Origin of the sequence: Virgibacillus dokdonensis, from assembly GCF_900166595.1 — a bacterium.
In the GTDB taxonomy this organism is placed as follows: Bacteria; Bacillota; Bacilli; order Bacillales; family Amphibacillaceae; genus Virgibacillus; species Virgibacillus dokdonensis.
In genome coordinates, this window is sequence record NZ_LT745763.1 from 3,599,904 (window position 1) to 3,623,375 (window position 23,472).

The following is a 23,472-nucleotide window of genomic DNA, read 5'->3' on the forward strand; positions in this document are numbered from 1 at the left end:
TATTTCGTGTCTAGATTTATGGGTCCATTATATTATGTTTAATCGCTTTTAAAAGATTAGTTAGAGGTTTATACTTAACGCTAATTAACTCTAAGTATTCAATAAGTATTTGTAAAGCAAGAATGGAAATAATAAAAATTGAGATCGTTCCCCATACCGTTGTCATAGAGAAAAAAATAGCTGCCATACTAAACATAATACTGAGCATATAGATAAATAAAACAGTGTGTTTATGAGAAAAACCCATTTTTAATAACTTATGATGCAGATGAGAACTATCAGGGCTTGAGAGCGGCTGATCATTGACATATCTCCTAATAATAGCAATTAGTGTATCCGAAATTGGAACAGCCAGAATAAATATAGGAATAATGAAAGAGATAAAAGTTACATTTTTAAACCCTAAAAGCGCTAAAACAGAAATCATATAGCCTAAAAAAAGAGCACCTGTATCACCCATAAAAATCTTTGCAGGGAAAAAATTATATTTTAAAAATCCTAGTGTGCTAAAAAAAAGCAACAAGGCCATGATTGTAACGTACACATCTCCCATAATACTAGCCATTCCTGCCATTGTTAATAATGCTATTGCTGAGACACCAGCCGCTAAACCATCTAAACCATCAATAAGATTGATTGCATTCGTGACTCCGACAATCCAAAAGACAGTAATTATAGAACCCATCACACCAAATTCAATTTGTCCTCCAAATGGAAAGTTAACATATTCCACCATTAGCCCACCCTTAAAAACAACAAGGAAAGCTACAGCAATTTGAACTAAAAATTTTATTTTGGGAGAAAGAGTAATAAGATCATCTATAACTCCAAGTGTAACAATAATAGTTGCTCCTGTAATAATGATAGCATGGTAATGAGCATCTGGTTGTAAGATAACTAAACCTAATAAGAAACTAATATATATAGCTAAGCCACCTAATGTAGGAATAGGGTCTTTATGAACTTTTCGTTTATTCGGTTTATCAGTAAGTTTAAACACCTTCGTAAGTCTAATTATAATTGGTGTTATTACTAAAGAAAATAGCAGAGTTAGTAAGGTTAACAGAGCTATTTTAAGCATGTTGTTCACCTCTTTTTTTGACGTACATTACATTTATTTACCACAAAACTATACTGGCATCACTATTATGATTGCGCTTTCAATGAACATTCTATTCTTCTTTTGGCATCTTACACTTCTTTAAATTTATTGTATAATGCGAAGTATTTATACTTTGTAAAAGGGGCGATAATGCCTAAGTTAATTTTGAATGTCACCTCAAAATACATTATAAATGTTTTCACCAAAAACCTCCAACAAAAATCAGCTTAATCATATCACCTTTCTCCAATTAGTGATAATTTCCGTTAAATAAGAACAAATAATGCATCTTTCATTACAGCAATAATTTCCATTCTATCCATTGAAGTAACCAACCAGCATACTAAGTTATTTACAATATTTACAATACAAAATTAATTTCTCTATTTTATGCTAGTAATAACAACACAATTGTGAAAGCTCTCTCTTCCATCCTATACATAAGTGTTAAGCATAATATACCCACGCCTTACTTTATTTACATGATACGCCGTGGATAGTCAGTCTATTGGCAATATTTTTCTTTATTATGTATAATAGGGAAAGCTTAGATAGATATAACATACACTTTAAGTAACCATATAGAGTTAGAAAAGAAATTTAAGAAAGGAGTTATTAACTAATGACATTCAATTTTGCGCATAGAGGTTCATTAAAAGAAGCACCTGAAAATACATTACCCGCTTTCCACAAAGCAATCTCACACGGTGCAAAAGCGATTGAATTAGATGTTCAACTAACCAAAGATAAACATCTTGTCGTTTGCCACGACCACAAGTTAACCCGATTAAATCCAGTAGCAGATATGCGAATCACTGATCTGACCTTGCATGAGTTAAAACAAATTGATATTGGGTCAACTTTTAGTCAAAGTTATGTTGGAGTAACCGTTCCAACTTTATCGGAGGTTTTAGATTACATTCCAAGAAATATTTTCTTAAATATTGAAATAAAAAATATCCCAGTTATTTATAATGGGATTGAAGAATTACTCATTCAATGCTTATTTGACTACAACCGACTTGAAAATGTCTTAGTTTCATCCTTTGATCATCTAGCTTTAAAAACGGTTCAAGAAATAGCACCAACCTTGCCTTTAGGGATGCTTTTCTATTATCGATTCATTAACCCTTGGGATTATGTCGAAAAAAGCGGCTTAAACATCAGTAGTATTCATCCAAATCACGTCTATATAGAAAAACATTTTATTGAACAATGTCATAACAAAGGATATCAAGTATACCCATTTACTGTTAATAACAAAAAACGGTTTAATGAACTAGTTACGTACGGTGTAGATGGGGTATTTTCTAATAATCCAGACATTTATACACGCGAATAAATCGTAATCCCCCATTCAAACGGTAACCGTAAAACAGCCCACACCTATTATGTAGATGTGGGGCTGTCTTACGCTTACTTTTAACTTATCACGCTTTCGGTTACAAAATACAAACAGGCAAGGAGAAAAAGGGTCTAAATCGAAGCATTCTATCACAATGGCAGCAAGTCCATCAATCGATTTACGCATATCTGTGCTACCGCAAGCTAAATACACTTTTTCAAATGTCATATTCATGAACGTGATTACTTCCCTAAAACATGAATAATATCTGAGAGTAAGTTCATATCCGTTCCTGATCGCACTTCAATGGAGATAGAACCAACGTGAATAAAGATCGGTTCTTTCTCGTGAGGTGGTACAAGTGGAGAATCACCCATTTGAACGGTTAGCCATTGTGTTTCCCTGGATGCGCTTTTCTTGATGGAAGTTTTTCCGTGCTCACGAAATTGTTGCACCCAATAATACATCTGATGCGTTTTAATTTCTTTCTCCCGGCGCCATTCAGATATACTTTGTCCGCTTTCTTTCCAGGCATCATAACGCGCTTTCCATTCTATTCGCTTGTCTTTTAGGGTCATCGCATAACCTCCTAATTTATTTTCTAAGAAGATTATCACATAGATGCCCTGTGATTGTTATGTGTATTTTATTTTACGCTTACTATTTTACTTTTACGCTTACGAACAAAGCTATCACCCCAACGCAAAAGCGAGCTTATCACGCCCGCTTCTCCACGTATAGCCTGTAATTTTATTGTGTGCAACCCATTTACACAAAATAGTTTATATTCCCTAATAGGAACCATTTTATGTTCTGTTTAGTCTACTTCACCTTAATTCTTTTGCCTAGTCAAGTGTAACCTATCCATTTCTTATTTATAGATAGGGATATCAAAGTTTAATGTGTACTGATTTAGCAAGCCGTATATACTGTACATTCTATAAGTCTGTTTATAGGCCCAACCTATATCAGTAGCATATTGATGTGAAGCATAACCGTTTTTTTCCGCAAAAATAGGGTTCCAGCGCATTTTATATAATGTATCTTGCCCAATATCAATATATTCTTTACCTACAAATTGGGCACCTCCCTTTATAGCAAGTTCTGGTGTAAACCAACCAGCTTCATAAGCATATCTTTTCCCACACTCTACTGGACAACTATCTTTTGCACCAATACCATACATATTGTACACCGTTTTACCATTATGGGTGACACCTCTTGCTAACTCTGAAGTACCATTACCTGTTTCTAATAAAGCGTGGGCTATTAAATACACCTCATTTATACCATATAATTTTGCACCATCTAAAAAAAATTGAGCTTTATTCTCCAAGACCCCTTTACCTTTTAGTACTTTATCATTTACTTCAGATTCATTAAGATTAGCACTTCGAGATAAACTTAAAAATTGATATTTGTGTCTTGGATCTTTGATAAAATTACTAGGATTAAGGTAATATCTAACATCGTTCTTGTCAGCAGTAACCCAACCAGTAGTATCTTTTACATAATACCACGTAAATCCATCGGCTCCTTTTGAACTTGAGTAAAGCTTATAAGAAGTACCATCTTTCACCTTGCCCCCAATCTGATATATTGTACCAGGGCCCCTTCTTAAATTCCAATTTCCTTCCACTACTCCTTTTCCGTTACTAATACTTGAGAAAGCATCCTCTCTTATCCATAACTTATAGCTTTTATCTGTTTTAGGGTTGACATTCATTTGTATATCAAGCATTTTATCCAAAGTTAAATTGTATTTCGAATAATAATTATTAAAAGGTGCTACATTATATGCTTGAATCCAAACTTTTTTACCGTCCAAATAACCTCTGTACCATATTGCGTCTCCTACTTTTTCCGTTAAGTTCACTTGAAACTCTTTGTTGCGATATGGCGTTAAATCATTGTATATTACGTCTTTTCCTGCTCCCCACGCATCAGTGTAAGCCCAACCAGAACCTTTTAAATAAAATGTTTTTTTCTCGTGATCTACCGCTTTATGACTTTGCGACCACATATCTTTTGCATTTACCCAACCTATAGCACCTTTGGTTGCACTCGCCACTGTACTTATTAAATAATAATCTTCTCCGTTTATCTGAGCTTTCTTTTTTATATAGAATATTTTATCTGTATACTTTGATCCTGCTTTAATACTGGATCCTTCGTTTCCTATTGTTTTATATATTTTCGCTTCTGAACTTTGAATTCGTCCTAGCTTACTTATGGCACTTTTCACTGGGCTAATTACATTATATGCTTGAATCCAAACTTTTTTACCGTCCAAATAACCTCTGTACCATATTGCGTCTCCTACTTTTTCCGTTAAGTTCACTTGAAACTCTTTGTTGCGATATGGCGTTAAATCATTGTATATTACGTCTTTTCCTGCTCCCCACGCATCAGTGTAAGCCCAACCAGAACCTTTTAAATAAAATGTTTTTTTCTCGTGATCTACCGCTTTATGACTTTGCGACCACATATCTTTTGCATTTACCCAACCTATAACACCTTTGGTTGCACTTGCCACTGTACTTATTAAATAATAATCTTCTCCGTTTATCTGAGCTTTCTTTTTTATATAGAATATTTTATCTGTATACTTTGATCCTGCTTTAATACTGGATCCTTCATTTCCTATTGTTTTATATATTTTCGCTTCTGAACTTTGAATTCGTCCTAGCTTACTTGCTTCTATTTTAGTATATTTTAATTGATGTTGGTTATTAATATAATTTTGTTTAATATCATTCTCAATTTCTTCTTTGTTTACCTCTTCTTGACTTTCAACCTCTTTCTCCATTTCCTCTTCGTCTACTTCTTCTTGACTTTCAACCTCTTTCTCCATTTCCTCTTCGTCTACTTCTTCTTGACTTTTAACCTCTTTCTCCATTTCCTCTTCGTCTACTTCTTCTTGACTTTTAATCTCTTTACCCATTTCCTCTTCGTCTACTTCTTCTTGACTTTTAACCTCTTTCTCCATTTCCTTTTCGTCTACTTCTTCTTGACTTTTAATCTCTTTACCCATTTCCTCTTTACTTTCCTTCTTAGGGTTGAGATTCACTTGCTCATCTGCAAAATTTTGATAAGGGAAACCAAAATTAATAATCACTAAAACTAATATAAAAATAAAAAATTTCCTCATATTACTCCCCCCATTAGATTATATATATATAATCGGATGATTATCACATTTTTTAAAGGCCAACCTTCTTATCTGGCCTATAACTACTAGAACTGATGCTAGTATAGATTCCACATCTGGTCATGCTTTAAACAATATAACTCCACAATAATAATTAGCCATTATCAATAAGGATTTAGTATTCTGGATACCTTATTTTCAAGATCAATGGCAAGTAGATAACTTTTGGTTAAAATAGCATATATCACTGAATTTAGACAAATTTTGTCAACATTAAATCAAGAAATAGTATAAGAGGGGTAATTTAATATCTTTAATCATTTTTTAAATATATTTTCAACAACCCTTTTACTTGCCATACCGTCCTCTAATGAACAAAAACTTTTCGAAAAATCATTGATGGATCGATTATTTTTATAAAAATCGCCCCTTTCGTTTTTTTTAATTATTTCTATAATTTCTTCTGTTTTTCGTACCAACGGCCCTGGAGCATTTAATTCAAAATCAAAATAAAAACCACGTAGATTATCTCGATAGTCTTCTAAATCATAAACATAGAAAATAATTGGTCTTTTTAAAATAGCAAAGTCAAAAAACACAGAGGAATAATCGGTAATTAAAAAATCTGAAATTAAATATAGGTCCCTTATATCTTCGTAATTAGAAAAATCGTAAACGAAATCAGAATAGGACGTTAAATCAAGGTCTTCAGTAACAAGATAGTGAAGTCTTAGAAGGATTATATATTTTTTTCCTAAACTATTTTTCATTTGTTCTAAGTCCATTTGTATTGTAAATTTATATTTACCTCTTGAATAATAAAGGTTGTCTCTCCATGTAGGCGCATATAAAATAATCTTCTTATTAAGTGGAAGGTCTAATGATTTCTTTATATTAAATAAAGTTTTTTCATTATTAGAAGTAAATAAATAATCATTTCTTGGATAGCCAGATTCTATTAAAGTATTTTTAAATTGAAAGGCTCTCTTAAAAATTTGAGTTGAATACTCATTAGGAGAAATTAAATAATCCCATTTTCTTGCCTCAGTTAAAAAATTTCGTTTATATTTTTCAGTGTCAGTTCCTGGCATATAAACTTTATCCATATCTGCTGCAAGTTTTTTTAAAGGGGTTCCGTGCCAAGTTTGTATATATTTAGTACTATGAGGTTTAGGTATCCATAGTGGTAACCTACTATTCGAAACCCAATATTCTGCCCTGGGCATCAAGAAAAGCCATTTAATAGAAAATCTTTTAATAGAATTTATATTTCTATTTTTAAAAGAGTCATAGGTTTTTTTTTCAAAACTCCAGTACATTTTATAATTATAATTATGTTCTACCATGTATTCATAAATGGCTCTTGGGTTGTCGCTGTATTGCTTTCCTAAAAAGCTTTCAAATATAATAGTATTTTTCTTAACCGGTAACTTCCCTAAAAGATAGAAAGAGAACCTGTACACCCTTTTTAAAATTTTTTTCATTTTTTTAGAAATCATAAAATAAGTTAGACCCCTTTCTATTCAACTTAAACGACCACCTGCTAAAGCAGGTGGATTTAGACATAAATGTCGACGACTAAAGTCGTTCACCAGGCTAAAGTCCTGCTCAAAGGCCTTAGCTAAAGCATCCTCAAAGCTAGACTAAACTCATTCTTCTATCCTAAATATTTCGTCCTTACCTTCATTGAATTGATTTGCTATATCATTTCTTATTATTTCTTCCGTTACCGTTCCTACGGTGGCACAAAAATATCCTCTTGCCCGCAAGTGCTGCCCCCAATATTTCTTTCTAAGTTCTGGAAACTCATCCTGCAATATTCTCGATGATCTTCCTTTTAGATACTGCAATATTTTACTTGGAGCAATACTTGGAGGACAAGATAATAATAAATGAATGTGATCTTTCCCAATACTTCCTTGCAATATGGTAATTCCTCTGGCTTCACAACCTTGTCTTATCAAATCACGCACTATGACCGCTATGTGCCCGCCCAAAACCTTATATCTATACTTTGTCACCCATATGACATGATATTTGATATCATACACAGCATGACTATTTTTTCTATATCCTTCCATACTTTCACCTCTTCACTTCGTATGGACAAAAAGGATAAGGCTAAAAGCGAATACTGTCTAAAGGCGGTGGAATTAGTCTACGCATTTGTAAATTACAATTTAAAAAACCTAGTATATTTATTTAGAATAAATTCTTCTTTTTAACGCTCAAGTTGCCATACCTAGTTTTATATAAATACACTTTTCTGTGACTATTATTCTTTTCTGGATTTGTCTCAATTTTAATTCTTGATGAAGGGGAATCTGGATAATTTTTCAAGCAAAAATAGAAATCCAAAACTGAATCTACTTCCATCTTTTTTATAAAATTTAGATCCAACACCATATTAAAAGAAAAACGCTCATAAGGATACACAAGATTTTTGCTAATTACATCATTCAAGGTGATTGTACCAAGACAAATACGCTCCTTACTTTTTCTATTTATAACATATACTTCTCCCTCAGTTTTATATGAAGCTTTTGGAATATAAACTTTTCCAAATATTTCCCACCTTAATCCTATAGCCCTTTTTTTTACTTTTTCTACACTAATTAACGGTTTGAGGAATTTAGTTACATTGTATTCTGTTTCCCCTTTAAGAATAAATTTATTTTTTAATTGAATAACATTCCTACTTTTTTCTTTATTCAGTAACGTCTCTGAAAACAACAATAAATCTGTGAAGTTTTCTGATACAAACATATCATATATAGTTCGTTCTTTATTTGGTAATTTGCAGGCTATTGATGTAGGTATCTTCATCAATATATTTTTAATTTTCAAAGACCACTCCTTTTTTTCTGACTCGTCTACCAGGCAATATTTTAATACGTGTAATCTAATTACATCTAATAAAATTTTTAGATCATGTTGCTCCACAATCTCTTTTTTTACATTTGAAGTAATGAGCCAATTTCTATTTTCTAATAAAACATTTAATCTATTTGCTGTATTATTTAAACTCATCTGTTGTTGTGTAATTGAAGGGTTCTCTTCATTATCTCTTACTCGCCAATAATAAACAATATTCTTAACAACTGCTATTTTATTCGCTAAAACTGCAGCTTTCGTAGTAAAAGATAAATCTTCATACAAACTATTTTCTTTAAAGAATAAATTATTTTTTAACACAAAGCTTGTTCTCCACAATTTATTGCATGCAATACTATCTTGCAATAATTCTGTACTCTCCCAAATATTAGTAACTTGATTATCATTATATAAATTAAATTCAATATGTCTAACTGGTATATATTTTCTAACTTTATTAAACCGAACTACTTTTCCAACTGAATAGTCTGCATCGTTCCTCTTTAGTTTATCAACAAGTTTACTTAAAGCTTGCTTAGGAATTATATCATCAGCATCTAAAAAAAATAAATAATCTCCACGACTTAGAGATATACCTTTATTTCTTGTAAATCCTAAACCACAATTTGTTTGAGAATAAAAACGAAAGCGTTCATCGTTCTCAACATATTTTTTTATAATTTCTTCACTGTTATCTGTAGAGCCATCATTTATAACAATAACTTCAAAGTTTTGATATTCTTGATTTATTACTGATTCAAGGCAGTCTGCAATAAACTCCGAAGTGTTATACACAGGGATAATTACTGACACTTTACCTCTCATATTCCTCACCTCAAAACAAGAAAAAGGTTGAAAAGATAAATGACAACCTTTTCACCTTTTTAATTAAAAACTTTCTCAACCACTTTAATAGTGGCGTTACCATCTTCGTGCATTGCAAATTCCTGATTAAACTGTTCTAATCTCCCCTTATAACTATCAAGATAGTTCGGAGATAAGATGAAATTCAGTACATCCTCTATAGTAAAACATAATGGTCCTGGAGCATTATCATGTAAATTAAAATACAATCCACGCCTTGCTGTATATTCTTCTAAATCATAACAGTAAAATATAATTGGTCTTTTCAAGATAGAGTAATCAAACATAACTGAAGAATAATCTGTTATCAAAATATCGGTAACAATATATAATTCTTGTACATCTTGATACTTAGAAACATCTATTACATTATGTGGAAGAGTTATGTTTGCCATCTGTTCTGATAATAAATAATGTAAACGCAATAATAATACTGTTTGGGAGTCAATATTACTACTTATTCTAAGTATATCATTATACATTTTTTGAAAGCCATCTTTATCCCAGTCTCTAAATGTAGGAGCATATAAAATTAATTTAGCGCTATTCGAAACCCTTATATTTTGTTTAATTTCCACTACCAAATCGGACGAGTAATTTAATAAAATATCGTTTCTTGGGTAACCAGTTTCAAGAATTTCTCCACTATATCTAAAAGCTTTTTTAAATATTTTTGTACTATAAGGGTTTTGAGATATAAAATAATCCCATGCATTCTTCTGTAATTCAAGCCTATTAATACCTATTTTTGAAATAGAAGTTTTTTGGTCAAAACCCATCCTTTTTAATGGGGTTCCATGCCAAGTTTGTAAATAGACTTGATTATTTTTTTTCTTGGCAAGATGTACCAGGCCCTGATTATCTACCCAAAACTTAGCACGGTTTAAATAATAATAATGCTTCAAGCTGTTTCTTTTAACTTTTACAGCTGGCCCGGGGATATTTATTGAATTTGGGTTTTCAAATGACCATATATATTTATATTTTTTATTTTTGTCATAAAGATGAGCATAGATGTATTTAGGACTATCACTATACTGTTTCCCCATATGACTCTCAAAAACAATCCATTTTCTATTAACTGGAAGATTTTCGATAATTTTATAAATAACCTTCCTCAGTTTAACTGAAAGTAGACTTCGTTTCTCTTTTTGCGAAATTGGTTTTCTGTTTTTGAAAAACCATTTTATTTTGTTAAACCTTTTTTGCGGAATTACTTTAATGGCTAACGAATTCTTATAATTTACATATACTCTTTTAATTAATTTGCCATTATTAACTTGCAAATTGCTTGAGCCTTTTACTTCAGATAACTTCACTAACTTTTTATGGACAACCCCCATGTGCTTTATAAGTAAAGTTAAATAATAGTTACCTGGATGTACTTCTGAAATATTAAACGATACTTTTTCTTTGTTATTGTTTTCTGCATAAATGATTTCCCCTGTATGTTTGTTCTTTAATCTCCACAAATAATTAGTACTTGATTTTTCAATAGAAAATAAATTGACTTTCGCTGTAAAGGAGAATATGTGATCTTTTAGTACAATGTCCTTAAGTTCATATTGTAATTCAGGTTTCTTTAATTTAAGAAATTTCTCATGCTCTTCATTAGAAGTATACTTAGCCTGATGAAAATAGTATTGTTTTCCGATACTATAAACACGTTTCATAGTCGTTTCAAGTCCATCTTTATACCTGATAAAATCTTCAAAGCCTTCTCTATCACCAATATACAGCAAATAATACATAATTCTTTCAGGTTCCGGTAAATAAATAAATGAATATTCATCCATTACATCATTTAGATATTTATATACTAAATCATTAAATTTATTTTTGTATTCCTCATCAAAATACTTATAATCATTTGTATACAACTTCAAGTCATGACGAAGGAATTTATTATTTTTATGTGGTTGATACAAAGTATAATTATTTTTTTTTATAAAATCATCTAATTGTCTATGAGCGTTAATTCGATTTTCAAAATTTTGATAATCACTTCTTTGATTTGTGATCGATTTAACATTGGCGTCTTCTACCACCCTCCAATAGTAGATAGGCTCTGGTATAACACTAACAGAATCTGCTAAAAAATAAGCTTTCCCAGTAAAAACTATATCTTCGTAGTGTATACCTTCGGGAAAACGGAGACTATGTCTATCTAAAAAAGATCTTTTATATATCTTATTAACAGACAAACTGTCAAAAAGTAACATTGGAAACTCTCTAACATTAATATTGATTCGTTCTTTTGAATAGATTTGATTGTGATACCATATCTCATAATTATTTGTTCTTATTACCTGACCAGCCACAAAGTCAGAGTGGGATTTATTTAATGCTACAACCATCTTTTCACAAGCGTCATTAGTATACCAATCATCCCCATCTAAGAACATAATATATTCACCTGTTGAATTGTTTATTCCTGTATTTCTAGGAGTACTACATCCTCCACTGTTTTCCTCTAAATGTATGGCTTTAAAATTTGGTCTACCCTTAACAAAATCATCAATTATATCTCCAGTGGAATCTGTAGAAGCATCATTTACTACAACTATCTCTAAGTTATCATAAGTTTGCTCTAGCAACGATTCTAAAGCTTCTCTAATATAAAGTTCATTATTATATGCTATAACAACGACTGAAAGCCTAGACTGTCTTACTTGATGCATCATCTTTCAGTCCTCCTACTTCTTCAAATATTTGATACCATTTTTGCTTAATATTCGACACTTCAAATATGGCACTGTGTTTATAAGCTTGTTCAGAGAATGAAATATAACAATCTTTATTAGATACTAGACGGTTAATATGCCTTGAGATTACATGCACATCATCAATTGGACTAAGATAGCCACTTTCATATTCCTTAATAATTTCTTTAATACCAGGTGCGCAATCTGTAGAAATGCAAGGAAGGCCGCAAGATTGAGCTTCAATTAATGACATTGGCAAACCTTCAGCCCTAGAAGTTAATACAAATATACTCGATGAAGTAAGTGCTGACTTCATATCGTTAACTTCTCCTTTTAAAAAAACGCGATTCTTTAATCCTAAAGCCTCTATAAGAACCAACAAGTCTTCTTTAGCGGGACCATCCCCATATATATTTAACTTCCATTGTGGTATTTCATCGGCTATTCTAGCAAAAGCTTCAATTAAAATGTCAAATCCCTTCCCTTCAACTAACCTTCCAGAAGAGGCAATGGTTCGATTTTCAAATAATTTTTTAGGGTCTGTTTTTTGTGAAAAGGTTGAAGGGTTATATATATAACCTGTATTAATAAAACCATGCTTATCAAATTTAAGTTTATCTTTATTAGTTAGTAATAAAAATTTATCTATCTGTCTATAATATTTAAGCACTCTTTTAAACCTCGCTGAATCTTTTGAAGCTTCATAACTTTCATGACTTTGCCCAATCATTTTAACATTACTCTTATATATTAAGGGCTCTAACCACTGCATACCATAAACCTGTATAACTATTACATATACAAGCTCAGTACCATATTTGTTAAAAAACTCTACTACTTCTTTCCTCTTTTTCTCTAGTAAATAGCGACGTTTCAATTCGTTTTTTACTTTTCTAAATTTTAACGCTTTTAAATTAGAAGATATTCGCAAGGGTTTGGTAGCGCGGTACCCGCTTGGGTGAAGAACCTTAATTGGTATCTCTTTATGGAAATAGTTTGGCTTATCAACTTGCTCATTAATACTCAGTACAGAAACGTTATGTCCATCTTGAACAAAGTCTTTGGCTAAGATTGATGCAACTCTTTGAGCACCACCAGTTCCATTATATTCATTTAAGACAAATACAATATTTTTGCCATGCATACTTATGCTCCTTGTTTTATATTAAATACTTAATCGCAACCAGCTTTAGTAAGTTTCAAACGTTTATTCTGAAATTCCAAGCTAATACTACTATTATTGTAATAGTATGGAGTTGAAGGGTAATTTTCCCTCTTTGAGGCCCAAACTAAATCAAAGGCTTCCAAGAAAGGCTCTTTATTATACTTATAGGAAATTCTCATTTCATATTTTCCCACTTCGAGGTCATTAATATCAACTATCGTTATAAATTTAACAATTTTATATGTTTTACCATCTGAATTGATAATTTTATTATTAATTAACTCATCAGTTTCAAATAAAAGTACAGATAGTTCAAGTATTTTAAAAGTTCTAAGATTATAAAGAAATACCCTTATATTTACATCATCTTTTGTAGCTGTCTCAAAACCTTTAACAAAAGCCACACCTTGAATTTTGATTAAATTATCTTTAAATCCGATATTTTCTATTTGTTGCTCTAATTTATCTCGGTTAGAAATAATCAATTGGACTGTATTATTGCTTAATAGTTCAACTTCATATAAAAATGATCCATTCCTACCGTTACTTGTATTAATCTGTATATCCTTTGCCCAAAATGGTACTTCCGTTACTTGTTCATCTATAACGTCTTTATACCTTAGGCCTATTGAAAAAACATCTGGCTTAAAAAAAAACGGATAATCTCTCTCTGAAAATTTCACAGCAAAAGGAGACTTTTTTTCATTTTCTTCTTTAAGCCTTATATCTATGGTCTTAGAAATTGTTTCACCAGTCCGAACATTTTTGATAACAAATTCCAAACCTTTTGTTTCAGATTTTCCATTTTCTGCTATAGTACCTGAAAAATTTAATACTGTGCTTCTATTAATTAACTCTAAGGTACACTTTTCAAGGGAATGAATAAGCTTGTTTTCACATCGTATTTCATCAATAGTTTTATTCCCACTCATAAATTCTTTATACATATTCGATACGTATTTAGCGTCCCCGTACATTATTAATTGACCTTTTTCTATCCAAGCTGCTTCGTTACAGAAAGATTCTACCGCATTTTTATCATGACTAACAAATATAATTGTTTTTCCTTGAAATTTAAATTCATTCATTTTATTCATACATTTTTTTCGAAATAACTCGTCACCAACTGCAAGTGCTTCGTCAACAATTAATATATCAGGATCAACATTCACTGATATTGCAAAGCCAAGCTTTGATTTCATACCAGAAGAATAATTTTTAACTGGCTGATAAATAAATTCACCTAGCTCTGAAAATTCAATAATATCCTCAACTTTTTCTAACATTTCTCTTCTAGAATATCCTAAAAGAACTCCTTTCATAAAGATATTATCGTATCCACTTAGCTCAGAATCAATGCCAGAACTTACATCCAAAAAAACAAGACTTCCTTTTACATTTACACACCCATTTGTTGGTTCAGCAATGCCAGTAATTATTTTCAATAAAGTAGATTTGCCAGACCCATTTTTACCCAGAACACCTATTGTCTCACCCACAGGAAAGTCTAGAGAGAAATCCTTTAAAGCAAAGAATTCATTGTGTAATTTTTTTTTTGAAAACAGCTCTTTAATTGGCCCCCATTTATCCTCATACAACATATATTTTTTAGTTACGTTTTTAACAGAAACAGCACTTTCCATAAAGAACTTCCTCTCTAATAATAATCATAAAGTGTCTAGGAAAACTTGTTTTAGCCTCTTATACAAATAGTTTCCTATTACAAACAAAACAATTACAAACAACCAAAAATATAGTGAATATAAAGGGTATTCCCAAAAGCCCACGCCAAACAAAAAAGAATCTCTATATCCCTGAACAATATAGTGAAATGGATTCAGCTTAACCAGAGTTTCTATTACACCTCCTAAGTTATCTGGAGTCCAAAAAATCGGAGTCATCCAAAACAAAAAAACTAAAACAGTATCCAAAAACCTTCCGAAGTCTTTGCTGACCGCCACTAACGGTGCCGTAACAGATCCAATTCCTATTAATAATATGATAGCAGCAAAATCATAGTAAATTATTTGCAACCACCACCAAGATATAGTGTCAAGTGATATGATAGAAATTACAATAATCACTAACAACAAAGTAATATGCTTATAGTATGAGAAAACGACCATCATGGTAGGCAATATGGCAATAGGAAATGGAGTGTTTTTTATAATACTTCGTTTACTACGATAAGATTTTTGAGAATATCTAAATCCATCATTAATTAAAAACCATGCAGTCATCCCTATAGCCAGCCAAGCCATATAAGAAACGCCTTCTCTAATTGGTATACTAGCTCTAGCTCCTATTGAAAAAACAAACCAAAAAACAGAAATCCTCATTAAAGGGTTAACCAATCCCCACAAAAAGCCCAAAAGTGTTCCTGCAAACTCTCTTTTTATTTCTTGTAAGGAAAGCTCGTGAATCATTTTACGTCGATTCCACATTTCCTTATATATTTCAAACATAAGTTATCTCCTTCAATCAGCGTTTATTGTTCACTTTTGTAGCCATTAGGGTTTTCTACTTGCCACTTCCACGCATCTTTGCACATATCCTCTAATTTTTTTACAGCACTCCAGTCAAGTACCTCCCTAGCTTTATCAGAATTAGCATAACAAACTGCTATATCCCCTGCACGTCTCTCAACTATTTCATACGGTATAGATTTAGAAGTAACTTTGCTAAACGTTTTTACTAAATCAAGCACACTATACCCCTTACCTGTCCCCAAATTAAATATTTCAACTCCAGTATTTTTATTAATATACTCTAACGCCTTTAAATGACCCTTCACTAAATCAACTACATGTATATAATCTCTCACTCCTGTACCATCATGAGTATTATAATCATTTCCAAAAATTTTAAGTTTCTCTCTCTTTCCGACAGCAACTTGTGTGATATAAGGCATCAAATTGTTGGGCTCCCCTTTAGGGTTTTCCCCAATTCTCCCACTATGGTGCGCACCTATAGGGTTAAAATAACGAAGTATAGCTATACTCCATTTCATATTAGAATACGATAGATCTTTTAAAATTTCTTCTATAATTAGCTTTGTTCTTCCATAAGGATTGGTTGCTGATGTAGGGAATGTTTCATAAATAGGAACTGTTTTAGGATCGCCATAAACTGTTGCCGATGAACTGAAAACTAGCTTGGTCACCTCAAATTCATCCATTACTCTACAAAGATTAATTGTTCCACTAACATTATTATAGTAATAATCAATAGGCAACTCTACAGATTCTCCAACAGCCTTAAGTCCTGCAAAATGTATAACAGAGTCAAAGTTATACTTTTCAAATAAACTCCTCATTTTCCCGTAATCTAACAAATCGTATTGATAAAAAGAAAAATTTTTCCCTGTTATTTCTTTAACTTTTTTAATTGACTCTTTATCACTATTACTTAAATTGTCTAAAGCGACAACATTATAACCATTTTGGAGTAGCTCTATTATAGCATGACTTCCTATATATCCGGCTCCTCCAGTAACAAGTACAGTCATATTATCCCTCTTTTAATATTTTAATTTTGCATATTAGTATTAAACAAATTCACTAGTAATTTACAAACAAAATAATAACACAACTTTTATCATGCTTCTACTTTTTCATTTTACATCATATTGCATTATAGTTGAAGTTTACGAGAGTGTAAAATATTTTGTGTAAATATAAATTGGTTCTCTGTCAAATATGGTAGTGTGATATTCACTCTACCCTCTCTTTGTTAAAAGCTCGTTTTCCATAAAATATCACTTTTGCTAAGTAAACCCCCATTCAAACCACGCATATAAAATCCCAGCACCTCCTTGGTAAGATATAGATATCAATAAAAGGAGGTGCTTTTATATGCCTGAACAAAAACTTACCATTGTCCCCGTTACATTACATTCCAAAAATGAAAATAGTACTGCATCCTATCCAGAGGGGCCGTCTTTCTATTCAACTTGCACCATCAAAATGGGCAAAGTTGATATTTCCTTCTCTAACGGCGTAGATGAGCACATCATTCAAACCATTATGAGGGAGTTGAAAAACCTATGAAATACGATTATACAAATGTCAAAAATATTTACATCATCTGTGGTAAGACAGATATGAGAAAGGGCATTGATGGACTAGCGACATTGGTTCAGGATTCTTTTGACCTTGACCCTTACGGAGATTCTATCTTCTTATTTTCCGGTTGGAGTAAGGACCGATATAAATGTTTATATTTTGATGGCAATGGCTTTGCCATGCTGTATAAACGTCTAGATAACGGAAAACTTCAATGGCCCAAAAACGAAAATGAGGTGCGAAATCTATCGCAACAAGAACTTCGATGGTTACTCGAAGGTTTATCCATGCAGCAGCCAAAGGCGATTCAACAATCACCAAAAAGTTTGTTCTAAAATTACTACAAATGCTTCACTCTTACGTTCAACATGGTATACTATAACTACCTTATTCGAACGGAAAGTGGTGAACTGGATGGTTAATACTTCTTCTAATCATGAGAATCCATCCGATAAATTAATTCGGCTTCTTGAAGAACAATTGGATCTTTCTAATCAACAAAACAAAGAATTATCGGAACAGGTTAAAGTGTTAACCGAGCAAGTTCGCCATTTAACAAAGCTTTTATATGGAGCTAAAACAGAGAAATCGAAATATAATGCGCCTGATGGGCAGACCTCCTTATTTGATGATGATTCAACTTTTACCGATTCTGAGCAGACAGAAGAACAAAGCCAACAGACGATTTCTTATACTGTTGTACGAAAGGTTCAAAAAAAACGAAATGATTCCTTACGTGCTGATGTCGAGGTAGAAGTGATCCACCATCATCCAAAAAATACAAACTGCACATGTTGCAATCGTCAAATGGTTGAGATTGGTGGCACCATGGTGCGTGAAGAAGCAACCTTTATTCCTGCGAAAATGAGGAAAGTGCAACACGTGGAACATGCCTATGAATGTAAAAACTGTAAAGGTGATGCATTCCAGCCAGCGCAAATTGAACGTGGCAAAGCACCGCAACCAGTCATTCAGCGAAGTATCGCTAGTCCCAGCGTTCTAGCCAAAGTCATCTATGATAAATTCATGCAATACGTACCCCTTTACCGGCAAGTAAAAGAATGGGAACGTTACGGCCTGAATACAAATGATAAAAATCTTTCTAATTGGGTTATCCGAACATCGCATGATTGGCTATTGCCTATTTATGACCATATGAAGCATAAGATGATGTCTAAATCGATTTTACATGTCGATGAAACGCATGGACAAATCATCAACCGATCCGATGGAAAATCCGGTCAATCCAACGCTTATAATTGGGTTTATCGAACAGTCCCTTGTCAAGGGCCAACCATCGTTTTGTTTCAAAGTGCATTATCACGCGCACGATCTGTTCTTAAAAGCTTCATTGAAGATTATTCAGGGACCATTGTGTGCGATGGTTATTCTGCCTATGACAAAATCGAAGGGGTGACCTTCGCAAATTGTTGGGCACATGTTCGCCGCTATTGGCTAAAAGCAGACAGTAAAAATGGGCGAATTGGTGTAACATATTGTGATGATTTATACCAATTGGAGAGGCAGTTTAAGCACTTATCACCGAGTGAACGGAGAAAAAGGCGGAACAAATTCTCAAGACCCATTGTAGATAAGTTTCTGGACTGGGTTGATAAATCACCATTCTATGGGAAAAGCGCACTCGCCAAAGCTGCCGATTACACGCTAAACAGGATAAATGGACTAAAAGCATTTTTGAAAGATGGTCGTATTGAAATGGATAATAATCCAGCGGAAAACGCCATCCGTCCAAGTGTAATCGGGCGAAAAAATTGGCTTTTTTCCGTGAGCGAGGCTGGCGCCAAAGCCAATGCGATCTGTTTAAGTATCGCAGAAACGGCTAAGGTAAATGGTATAGATTTCTATCGCTATCTGGTGAAATTACTAACGGATTTGCCAAATTTACATATACATAGAAATCCAGAGGTTTTAAATGAATATATGCCTTGGTCAAAAATGATTCAAGCCGAATGTAGTAAATAACCGTAAATTTGATTTAAAAAATCAAGATTATACGGTTATTTGTCATGCGTACCAAAAAGGTGCGCATTTTTTATTTCGGGCTTACTTTGCTAAGGTCGCAGAGGGAAATATACTCGCTTTCCGCGGAATGATTATATCGCAGGCATCAACAATAAGATAAAGGTTTTATTATTTAGATGAATACATGACGATTGTATATTCGGGCGACTCGCTTTGTCACTATAGAGAACAGAAAAGCGTTCTTCATTAATTTGCGAGAAGATAAAACGATAGAAGTCACCCGCCCAGCTTTTTTGTAACATGTCCATTACATAGCCTGGAAAGGATTGATCCTGATCAAATAGTGTTTTTTGTACGTCCTTTTACCGTGCTTAAACATGAGCCAAAACCTCCAACATCAAAGTGCTATTTCAATTACAACGATTTTTTTTCATCTATTTAGGTGTTTTTTGACCTTTTGGGTGAGAACGTTAGAGTAAAATGTTTATGGGAGAACATACACCCCCGTCATAGGTGTTGAAGTCGGAAGAGTTCAACACCTATGACGGGGACAGCAAGCGAAGCGCGGTAGTTCTACTGTCGTTTTAGATGAAAAAAAGGACCTTCTTTTGTATAGTTAAGTTTACGACAATACCAACTATAGAAGGAGGCCCTCCATTGAAAGATACCATATCTACAATCACAATGAAAGAGTTAGAACAAATTACATACCGTGCATTACAGGAAAGTTTTTCAGAGGTGATGTCACAAACGCTTCAGGAATTAGATGAAACCATTGCAACAACGAGGGATAAGAAAAGGTTTTATTTAAAGGATAAGAGAACGTTAAAATTTGAATCTGTTTTCGGGCAGGTCGAGTTGAAAAGGAATTATTATCAAGATAGAGAAACGGGGAACTATGTATTTTTATTGGATCAATATTTAGCATTTGACGGCACCAAGGGGATGAGTCCGGTGGTGCAGGATTTGGTGATTGAATTGGCTGTTACAGGTGTTTCTTACCGTCAGGCCAGTCGGGCAATGGAAAACCTTTTAGGCTACCCTGTAATTAGTCATGAAGGCATACGCCAGCAGTTGTTGAATGCGGAGGTTGTGCCAGAGAAGTCTGTCCCGCTTGAGCAGGATGTCGTGTTCTTGGAAGTGGACGGGCTTTATACGAAAAGTCAAGAAAAAAATAAAAGGCAGGGAAATTAAAATTGCCAGTGTACATCAGGGCTGGGAAATGAATGGCAAGCGGGCAAAACTGATAGAAAAAAGACATTTTATTCATGAAGGAAAGCTGCCGTTCTGGGAAGAGTTTGAGCAATATTTAATGGCTACATAAGAGTATGATCCGACCAAACACCATCTCGTTATAAACGGGGACGGGGCAAAGTGGATCACATCCTGCCGCGACTATTTCCGAGGCAATGCCACCTTTGTCATTGACCGCTTTCATGTTGCCCGTGATGTACAACGGTTATTTAGGAAACATCCGAGATATCGAGCCATTCGAAAAAAAATGGCAAACTATGACTGGGAAGACTTTATGGTGGAGTTGAATAGTGCAGTTGGTACGCTTGAAAATGATAAGAGGGAAGAACGGTTGGAAGAGTTAATAGCCCAGTTTTCTCAATATCCGGAAGCACTTGGAGACTACTGTGAGAAGCTGAGAAGCAAAGGTATAGACACCACAGGATTTCGCACCACGAGAAGTGCAGAAGGAACGGTGAGCGTGTTCGCCAGACGCCTTAAAAATGGGCGCAACTGGTGCGAAAACGGACTTGATAAATTTATCGACATTATGGTTGCCCTAAAAGATAATCTTGAGATTAAGAAATTACAGGGTATGCTTGAACCGACAATGGAAATAGCAGAAAAAAGCAAGAAAGAGAAGCCACCTAAACACTTTGTAGAGAAGTTGAAGGACAGCGCTGCAGAAGCAACCCGGAACAACCTGGGTTATTAGGGGCTCTTGGGAAACCAGTTACGGCTGCTTTAAAAGGGTTGCGAGGCATTTAAAAAAAAGCAAAAAAGCTTTAAAGAATAAAGGAAGGAAGAACTGAAATCGCTACCAAAAACTGAATCTAAAACCATGCAAAATAAGGGACTTTAAAAAATCTCTCACAAGTACTTGACTCAATCGGTGAGAATCTTACAATTTCATCTATCAAAGTTTTGTTATATAATAAACTTTAAGTTTAATGTTAAGAATTTGTAAACGCAACGTAAATGTTTTATAGTATAATATAATTAACATCACTCGGTTATTTGGAGGTTTAAGAAAATGAAAAAGGTAATTACTTATGGTACATTCGATTTGCTACACATGGGTCATATAAATTTACTACGTCGAGCTAAAGAATATGGAGACTATCTAATAGTGGCAATTTCAGCAGATGAGTTTAATGCTCTGAAGGGAAAAAAAGCGTATTACACATTTGAACAAAGAAAGGCCATTTTAGAGGCTATTAAATACGTAGATGAAGTTATACCTGAGTATACGTGGGAACAAAAGATAGAAGATGTTAAAAAACACAACATTGATGTTTTCCTAATGGGAGATGACTGGGAAGGTAAGTTTGACTTTTTAAAGGATTATTGTGAGGTCATTTATTTACCGAGAACAGTTGGTATTTCTACGACAAAGATTAAGACAGACTTAAATATGGCAAATAATGGGTAAAGAAATTGCAATAAGTTTATACCTTTTTGTTTTTCGTATACTTTTTAATTTCTTTAAACAATTTCCATTAAAAACAAAAACTGTTTGTGTAGCAACATTTGGAGATAATATCTTTTATACTACACAATCAATATCTGACATATCCAATGAAAAAATGGTCATTTTAAAAAGTGGTTCGTGTAAACATCCCTTTTATCATTCAAAAGCAACCATTATTTCATTTAGTTTAAAGCGTCCAATTGCTTATATACAATCAATCTATCATCTTGCTACCGCTAAAACGATTATAGTAGATAACTATTATGGATTTTTGGCAGCTACTGCATTCAAAGAAGAAGTCACGTGCGTTCAAGTATGGCATGCTGCTGGTGCTATTAAAAAATTCGGCTTAAAGGACCCTACTAATAAATATAGAGCTAAAAAAGCAAACAAACGTTTTCAAAAAGTTTATAATAGTTTTGATTATACTGTTGTTGGTTCAGAGCGAATGGCAGAAACATTTAAAGAAAGTTTCGGACTTACGGACGATCGAATTCTTCGTACAGGTATACCTAGATCTGATGTTTTATTTGACGATTCAACAAGAGATCGTATTTACAATCAATTAACAGAAAAACATCCACTGATAAATAATAGAAAAATAATTCTATATGCACCAACTTTCAGAAGCAACCAACTAAATGACTATCAAATACAATTGGACTTGGAAAAGCTGTATCAAGAAATATCAGATGATTACGTACTGTTGATTAAACCGCATCCTGCTGTTACTTTTGAAATTAGTGAAGCATTTCAAGACTTTGTGTATAATGTATCGGAGTTCTACGATACAAATCAACTGCTATTAATAACGGATATATTGATTACAGATTATTCATCTATTCCATTTGAATTTGCCTTACTTGAAAAGCCAATGATATTCTTCGCATATGATTTAGAAGAATATCGAATTACAAGTGGATTAATTGATAATTACGAAGACCAAATGCCTGGCCCTATAGCAGATTCAACCGAAGCTGTTATTCTTGCAATTAAGGAAGACAATTTTAACTATGAACAAATTAAAGAATTTGCAAAACAATGGAATGAATATTCAAACGGAACAGCTAGTTTGAATTTAGCAAAGTATTTAACCAATACAGAATTAAAAGAAAGAGAAAAAGCTATTATTTAGCATCCCATATTTATCATTAGGGATGTTTTTTTATTGCTCAACTATCTTGTTATTAGAATACCATATTATATACCTCACTACTGTTAAGTTTTCGTAAAGATTATTAATTATCTGTAAATAATAATGAAATTTAAGCTTAAATATACTAGTATTATGTTGTTATATAAATAGAATAACTACGTTTGGTAGAATAAAGGAGCTTTTAAAAAACAGATAAAAATATATCCTTATACTATTTTGTTGCAATCTTGTTATAAATCTCATACTTCCTTAGTATAATTATATTCTTGTGCTCTTTAAACCAAAAAAACAACGTAAATATCTAGAATTGACTTACCACTTTAATAATGCAAGTCAAAGTTTAGGACAAAATTTAACCA

The 23,472-nt window shown here is 33.0% G+C and carries 18 protein-coding genes and 2 pseudogenes; 8 read left to right on the forward strand and 12 right to left on the reverse strand.

Features of this window, described 5'->3' with window-relative positions:
• Positions 1–16: 16 nt before the first annotated feature.
• Positions 17–1,081 carry a glycosyltransferase family 4 protein gene (locus tag B2C77_RS18300; RefSeq protein WP_077706341.1) on the reverse strand — a complete coding sequence of 355 codons (1,065 nt, stop codon included), beginning with the start codon at positions 1,079–1,081 and terminating at the stop codon, positions 17–19.
• A 643-nt stretch (positions 1,082–1,724) separates the two neighbouring features.
• Between B2C77_RS18300 and B2C77_RS18305 the strand changes: the two genes are divergently transcribed.
• The gene (locus B2C77_RS18305) at positions 1,725–2,444 is read left to right on the forward strand and encodes a glycerophosphodiester phosphodiesterase (RefSeq protein WP_077706342.1); all 720 of its coding nucleotides are present in this window, start codon (positions 1,725–1,727) and stop codon (positions 2,442–2,444) included.
• A gap of 15 nt (positions 2,445–2,459) precedes the next feature.
• On the opposite strand, the gene tnpB (B2C77_RS18310) is transcribed toward B2C77_RS18305, so the two are convergent.
• From tnpB (B2C77_RS18310) to galE, 11 genes and pseudogenes are all read right to left on the reverse strand, one after another.
• Positions 2,460–2,681, reverse strand: a complete 222-nt coding sequence (gene tnpB / locus B2C77_RS18310) for an IS66 family insertion sequence element accessory protein TnpB (RefSeq protein WP_141130765.1) — start codon at positions 2,679–2,681, stop codon at positions 2,460–2,462.
• 8 nt (positions 2,682–2,689) lie between these two features.
• Positions 2,690–3,025 carry an IS66 family insertion sequence element accessory protein TnpA gene (gene tnpA / locus B2C77_RS18315; RefSeq protein WP_077706343.1) on the reverse strand — a complete coding sequence of 112 codons (336 nt, stop codon included), beginning with the start codon at positions 3,023–3,025 and terminating at the stop codon, positions 2,690–2,692.
• 293 nt (positions 3,026–3,318) lie between these two features.
• Positions 3,319–5,598, reverse strand: coding sequence for an N-acetylglucosaminidase (locus B2C77_RS18320; RefSeq protein WP_254844000.1), 2,280 nt, complete (start codon positions 5,596–5,598; stop codon positions 3,319–3,321).
• 317 nt (positions 5,599–5,915) lie between these two features.
• Positions 5,916–7,094: pseudogene (locus tag B2C77_RS18325) on the reverse strand (CDP-glycerol glycerophosphotransferase family protein); the annotation flags it as partial.
• Positions 7,095–7,247: 153 nt separating this feature from the next.
• Positions 7,248–7,679, reverse strand: coding sequence for an IS200/IS605 family transposase (gene tnpA, locus B2C77_RS18330; protein WP_077706345.1), 432 nt, complete (start codon positions 7,677–7,679; stop codon positions 7,248–7,250).
• A gap of 121 nt (positions 7,680–7,800) precedes the next feature.
• Positions 7,801–9,297, reverse strand: coding sequence for a glycosyltransferase family 2 protein (locus tag B2C77_RS18335; protein ID WP_077706346.1), 1,497 nt, complete (start codon positions 9,295–9,297; stop codon positions 7,801–7,803).
• Positions 9,298–9,356: 59 nt separating this feature from the next.
• Positions 9,357–12,020, reverse strand: a complete 2,664-nt coding sequence (locus B2C77_RS18340; RefSeq protein WP_077706347.1) for a bifunctional glycosyltransferase/CDP-glycerol:glycerophosphate glycerophosphotransferase — start codon at positions 12,018–12,020, stop codon at positions 9,357–9,359.
• Complete coding sequence (locus B2C77_RS18345; RefSeq protein WP_077706348.1) at positions 11,995–13,185, reverse strand: glycosyltransferase; 1,191 nt, start codon at positions 13,183–13,185, stop codon at positions 11,995–11,997. Before B2C77_RS18345 ends, B2C77_RS18340 begins: the two co-directional genes overlap by 26 nt.
• Positions 13,186–13,214: 29 nt before the next feature.
• Positions 13,215–14,849 (reverse strand): ABC transporter ATP-binding protein, encoded by a 1,635-nt coding sequence (locus tag B2C77_RS18350; RefSeq protein WP_077706349.1) that lies wholly within the window; start codon positions 14,847–14,849, stop codon positions 13,215–13,217.
• A 24-nt stretch (positions 14,850–14,873) separates the two neighbouring features.
• Positions 14,874–15,671 carry an ABC transporter permease gene (locus B2C77_RS18355; RefSeq protein WP_077706350.1) on the reverse strand — a complete coding sequence of 266 codons (798 nt, stop codon included), beginning with the start codon at positions 15,669–15,671 and terminating at the stop codon, positions 14,874–14,876.
• A gap of 23 nt (positions 15,672–15,694) precedes the next feature.
• The gene (galE, locus tag B2C77_RS18360; RefSeq protein ID WP_077706351.1) at positions 15,695–16,714 is read right to left on the reverse strand and encodes a UDP-glucose 4-epimerase GalE; all 1,020 of its coding nucleotides are present in this window, start codon (positions 16,712–16,714) and stop codon (positions 15,695–15,697) included.
• Between the two features lie 346 nt (positions 16,715–17,060).
• Here galE and B2C77_RS18365 point away from each other — a divergent pair, with 346 nt between their 5' ends.
• The 7 genes and pseudogenes from B2C77_RS18365 (at position 17,061) to B2C77_RS18390 (ending at position 23,092) form a co-directional block, all read left to right on the forward strand.
• Positions 17,061–17,255 (forward strand): hypothetical protein, encoded by a 195-nt coding sequence (locus B2C77_RS18365; protein ID WP_077702792.1) that lies wholly within the window; start codon positions 17,061–17,063, stop codon positions 17,253–17,255.
• On the forward strand, positions 17,252–17,605 hold the full coding sequence (gene tnpB, locus B2C77_RS18370) for an IS66 family insertion sequence element accessory protein TnpB (protein WP_077706352.1): 354 nt from the start codon (positions 17,252–17,254) through the stop codon (positions 17,603–17,605). The genes B2C77_RS18365 and tnpB (B2C77_RS18370) overlap by 4 nt, the downstream gene beginning before the upstream one ends.
• Positions 17,606–17,684: 79 nt before the next feature.
• A complete protein-coding gene (tnpC, locus tag B2C77_RS18375) occupies positions 17,685–19,253 on the forward strand; it encodes an IS66 family transposase (protein WP_077706353.1) in 1,569 nt (522 codons plus the stop codon).
• Positions 19,254–19,910: 657 nt separating this feature from the next.
• Positions 19,911–20,447 (forward strand): UPF0236 family transposase-like protein, encoded by a 537-nt coding sequence (locus tag B2C77_RS22190; RefSeq protein WP_254844001.1) that lies wholly within the window; start codon positions 19,911–19,913, stop codon positions 20,445–20,447.
• Between the two features lie 28 nt (positions 20,448–20,475).
• A pseudogene (locus tag B2C77_RS22195) lies at positions 20,476–21,201 on the forward strand (UPF0236 family transposase-like protein).
• Positions 21,202–21,519: 318 nt separating this feature from the next.
• Positions 21,520–21,918 (forward strand): glycerol-3-phosphate cytidylyltransferase, encoded by a 399-nt coding sequence (tagD, locus tag B2C77_RS18385; protein WP_077706354.1) that lies wholly within the window; start codon positions 21,520–21,522, stop codon positions 21,916–21,918.
• Complete coding sequence (locus B2C77_RS18390; RefSeq protein ID WP_077706355.1) at positions 21,911–23,092, forward strand: CDP-glycerol glycerophosphotransferase family protein; 1,182 nt, start codon at positions 21,911–21,913, stop codon at positions 23,090–23,092. Before tagD ends, B2C77_RS18390 begins: the two co-directional genes overlap by 8 nt.
• The last annotated feature ends 380 nt before the right edge of the window (positions 23,093–23,472 follow it).

Bases quoted from the DNA above. Each gene is read 5' to 3' on its own strand.
- B2C77_RS18300 (WP_077706341.1), bottom strand. From the start codon at position 1,081: ATGCTTAAAATAGCTCTGTTAACCTTACTAACTCTGCTATTTTCTTTA.
- B2C77_RS18305 (WP_077706342.1), top strand. From the start codon at position 1,725: ATGACATTCAATTTTGCGCATAGAGGTTCATTAAAAGAAGCACCTGAA.
- tnpB (WP_141130765.1), bottom strand. From the start codon at position 2,681: ATGAATATGACATTTGAAAAAGTGTATTTAGCTTGCGGTAGCACAGAT.
- tnpA (WP_077706343.1), bottom strand. From the start codon at position 3,025: ATGACCCTAAAAGACAAGCGAATAGAATGGAAAGCGCGTTATGATGCC.
- B2C77_RS18320 (WP_254844000.1), bottom strand. From the start codon at position 5,598: ATGAGGAAATTTTTTATTTTTATATTAGTTTTAGTGATTATTAATTTT.
- tnpA (WP_077706345.1), bottom strand. From the start codon at position 7,679: ATGGAAGGATATAGAAAAAATAGTCATGCTGTGTATGATATCAAATAT.
- B2C77_RS18335 (WP_077706346.1), bottom strand. From the start codon at position 9,297: ATGAGAGGTAAAGTGTCAGTAATTATCCCTGTGTATAACACTTCGGAG.
- B2C77_RS18340 (WP_077706347.1), bottom strand. From the start codon at position 12,020: ATGATGCATCAAGTAAGACAGTCTAGGCTTTCAGTCGTTGTTATAGCA.
- B2C77_RS18345 (WP_077706348.1), bottom strand. From the start codon at position 13,185: ATGCATGGCAAAAATATTGTATTTGTCTTAAATGAATATAATGGAACT.
- B2C77_RS18350 (WP_077706349.1), bottom strand. From the start codon at position 14,849: ATGGAAAGTGCTGTTTCTGTTAAAAACGTAACTAAAAAATATATGTTG.
- B2C77_RS18355 (WP_077706350.1), bottom strand. From the start codon at position 15,671: ATGTTTGAAATATATAAGGAAATGTGGAATCGACGTAAAATGATTCAC.
- galE (WP_077706351.1), bottom strand. From the start codon at position 16,714: ATGACTGTACTTGTTACTGGAGGAGCCGGATATATAGGAAGTCATGCT.
- B2C77_RS18365 (WP_077702792.1), top strand. From the start codon at position 17,061: ATGCCTGAACAAAAACTTACCATTGTCCCCGTTACATTACATTCCAAA.
- tnpB (WP_077706352.1), top strand. From the start codon at position 17,252: ATGAAATACGATTATACAAATGTCAAAAATATTTACATCATCTGTGGT.
- tnpC (WP_077706353.1), top strand. From the start codon at position 17,685: ATGGTTAATACTTCTTCTAATCATGAGAATCCATCCGATAAATTAATT.
- tagD (WP_077706354.1), top strand. From the start codon at position 21,520: ATGAAAAAGGTAATTACTTATGGTACATTCGATTTGCTACACATGGGT.
- B2C77_RS18390 (WP_077706355.1), top strand. From the start codon at position 21,911: ATGGGTAAAGAAATTGCAATAAGTTTATACCTTTTTGTTTTTCGTATA.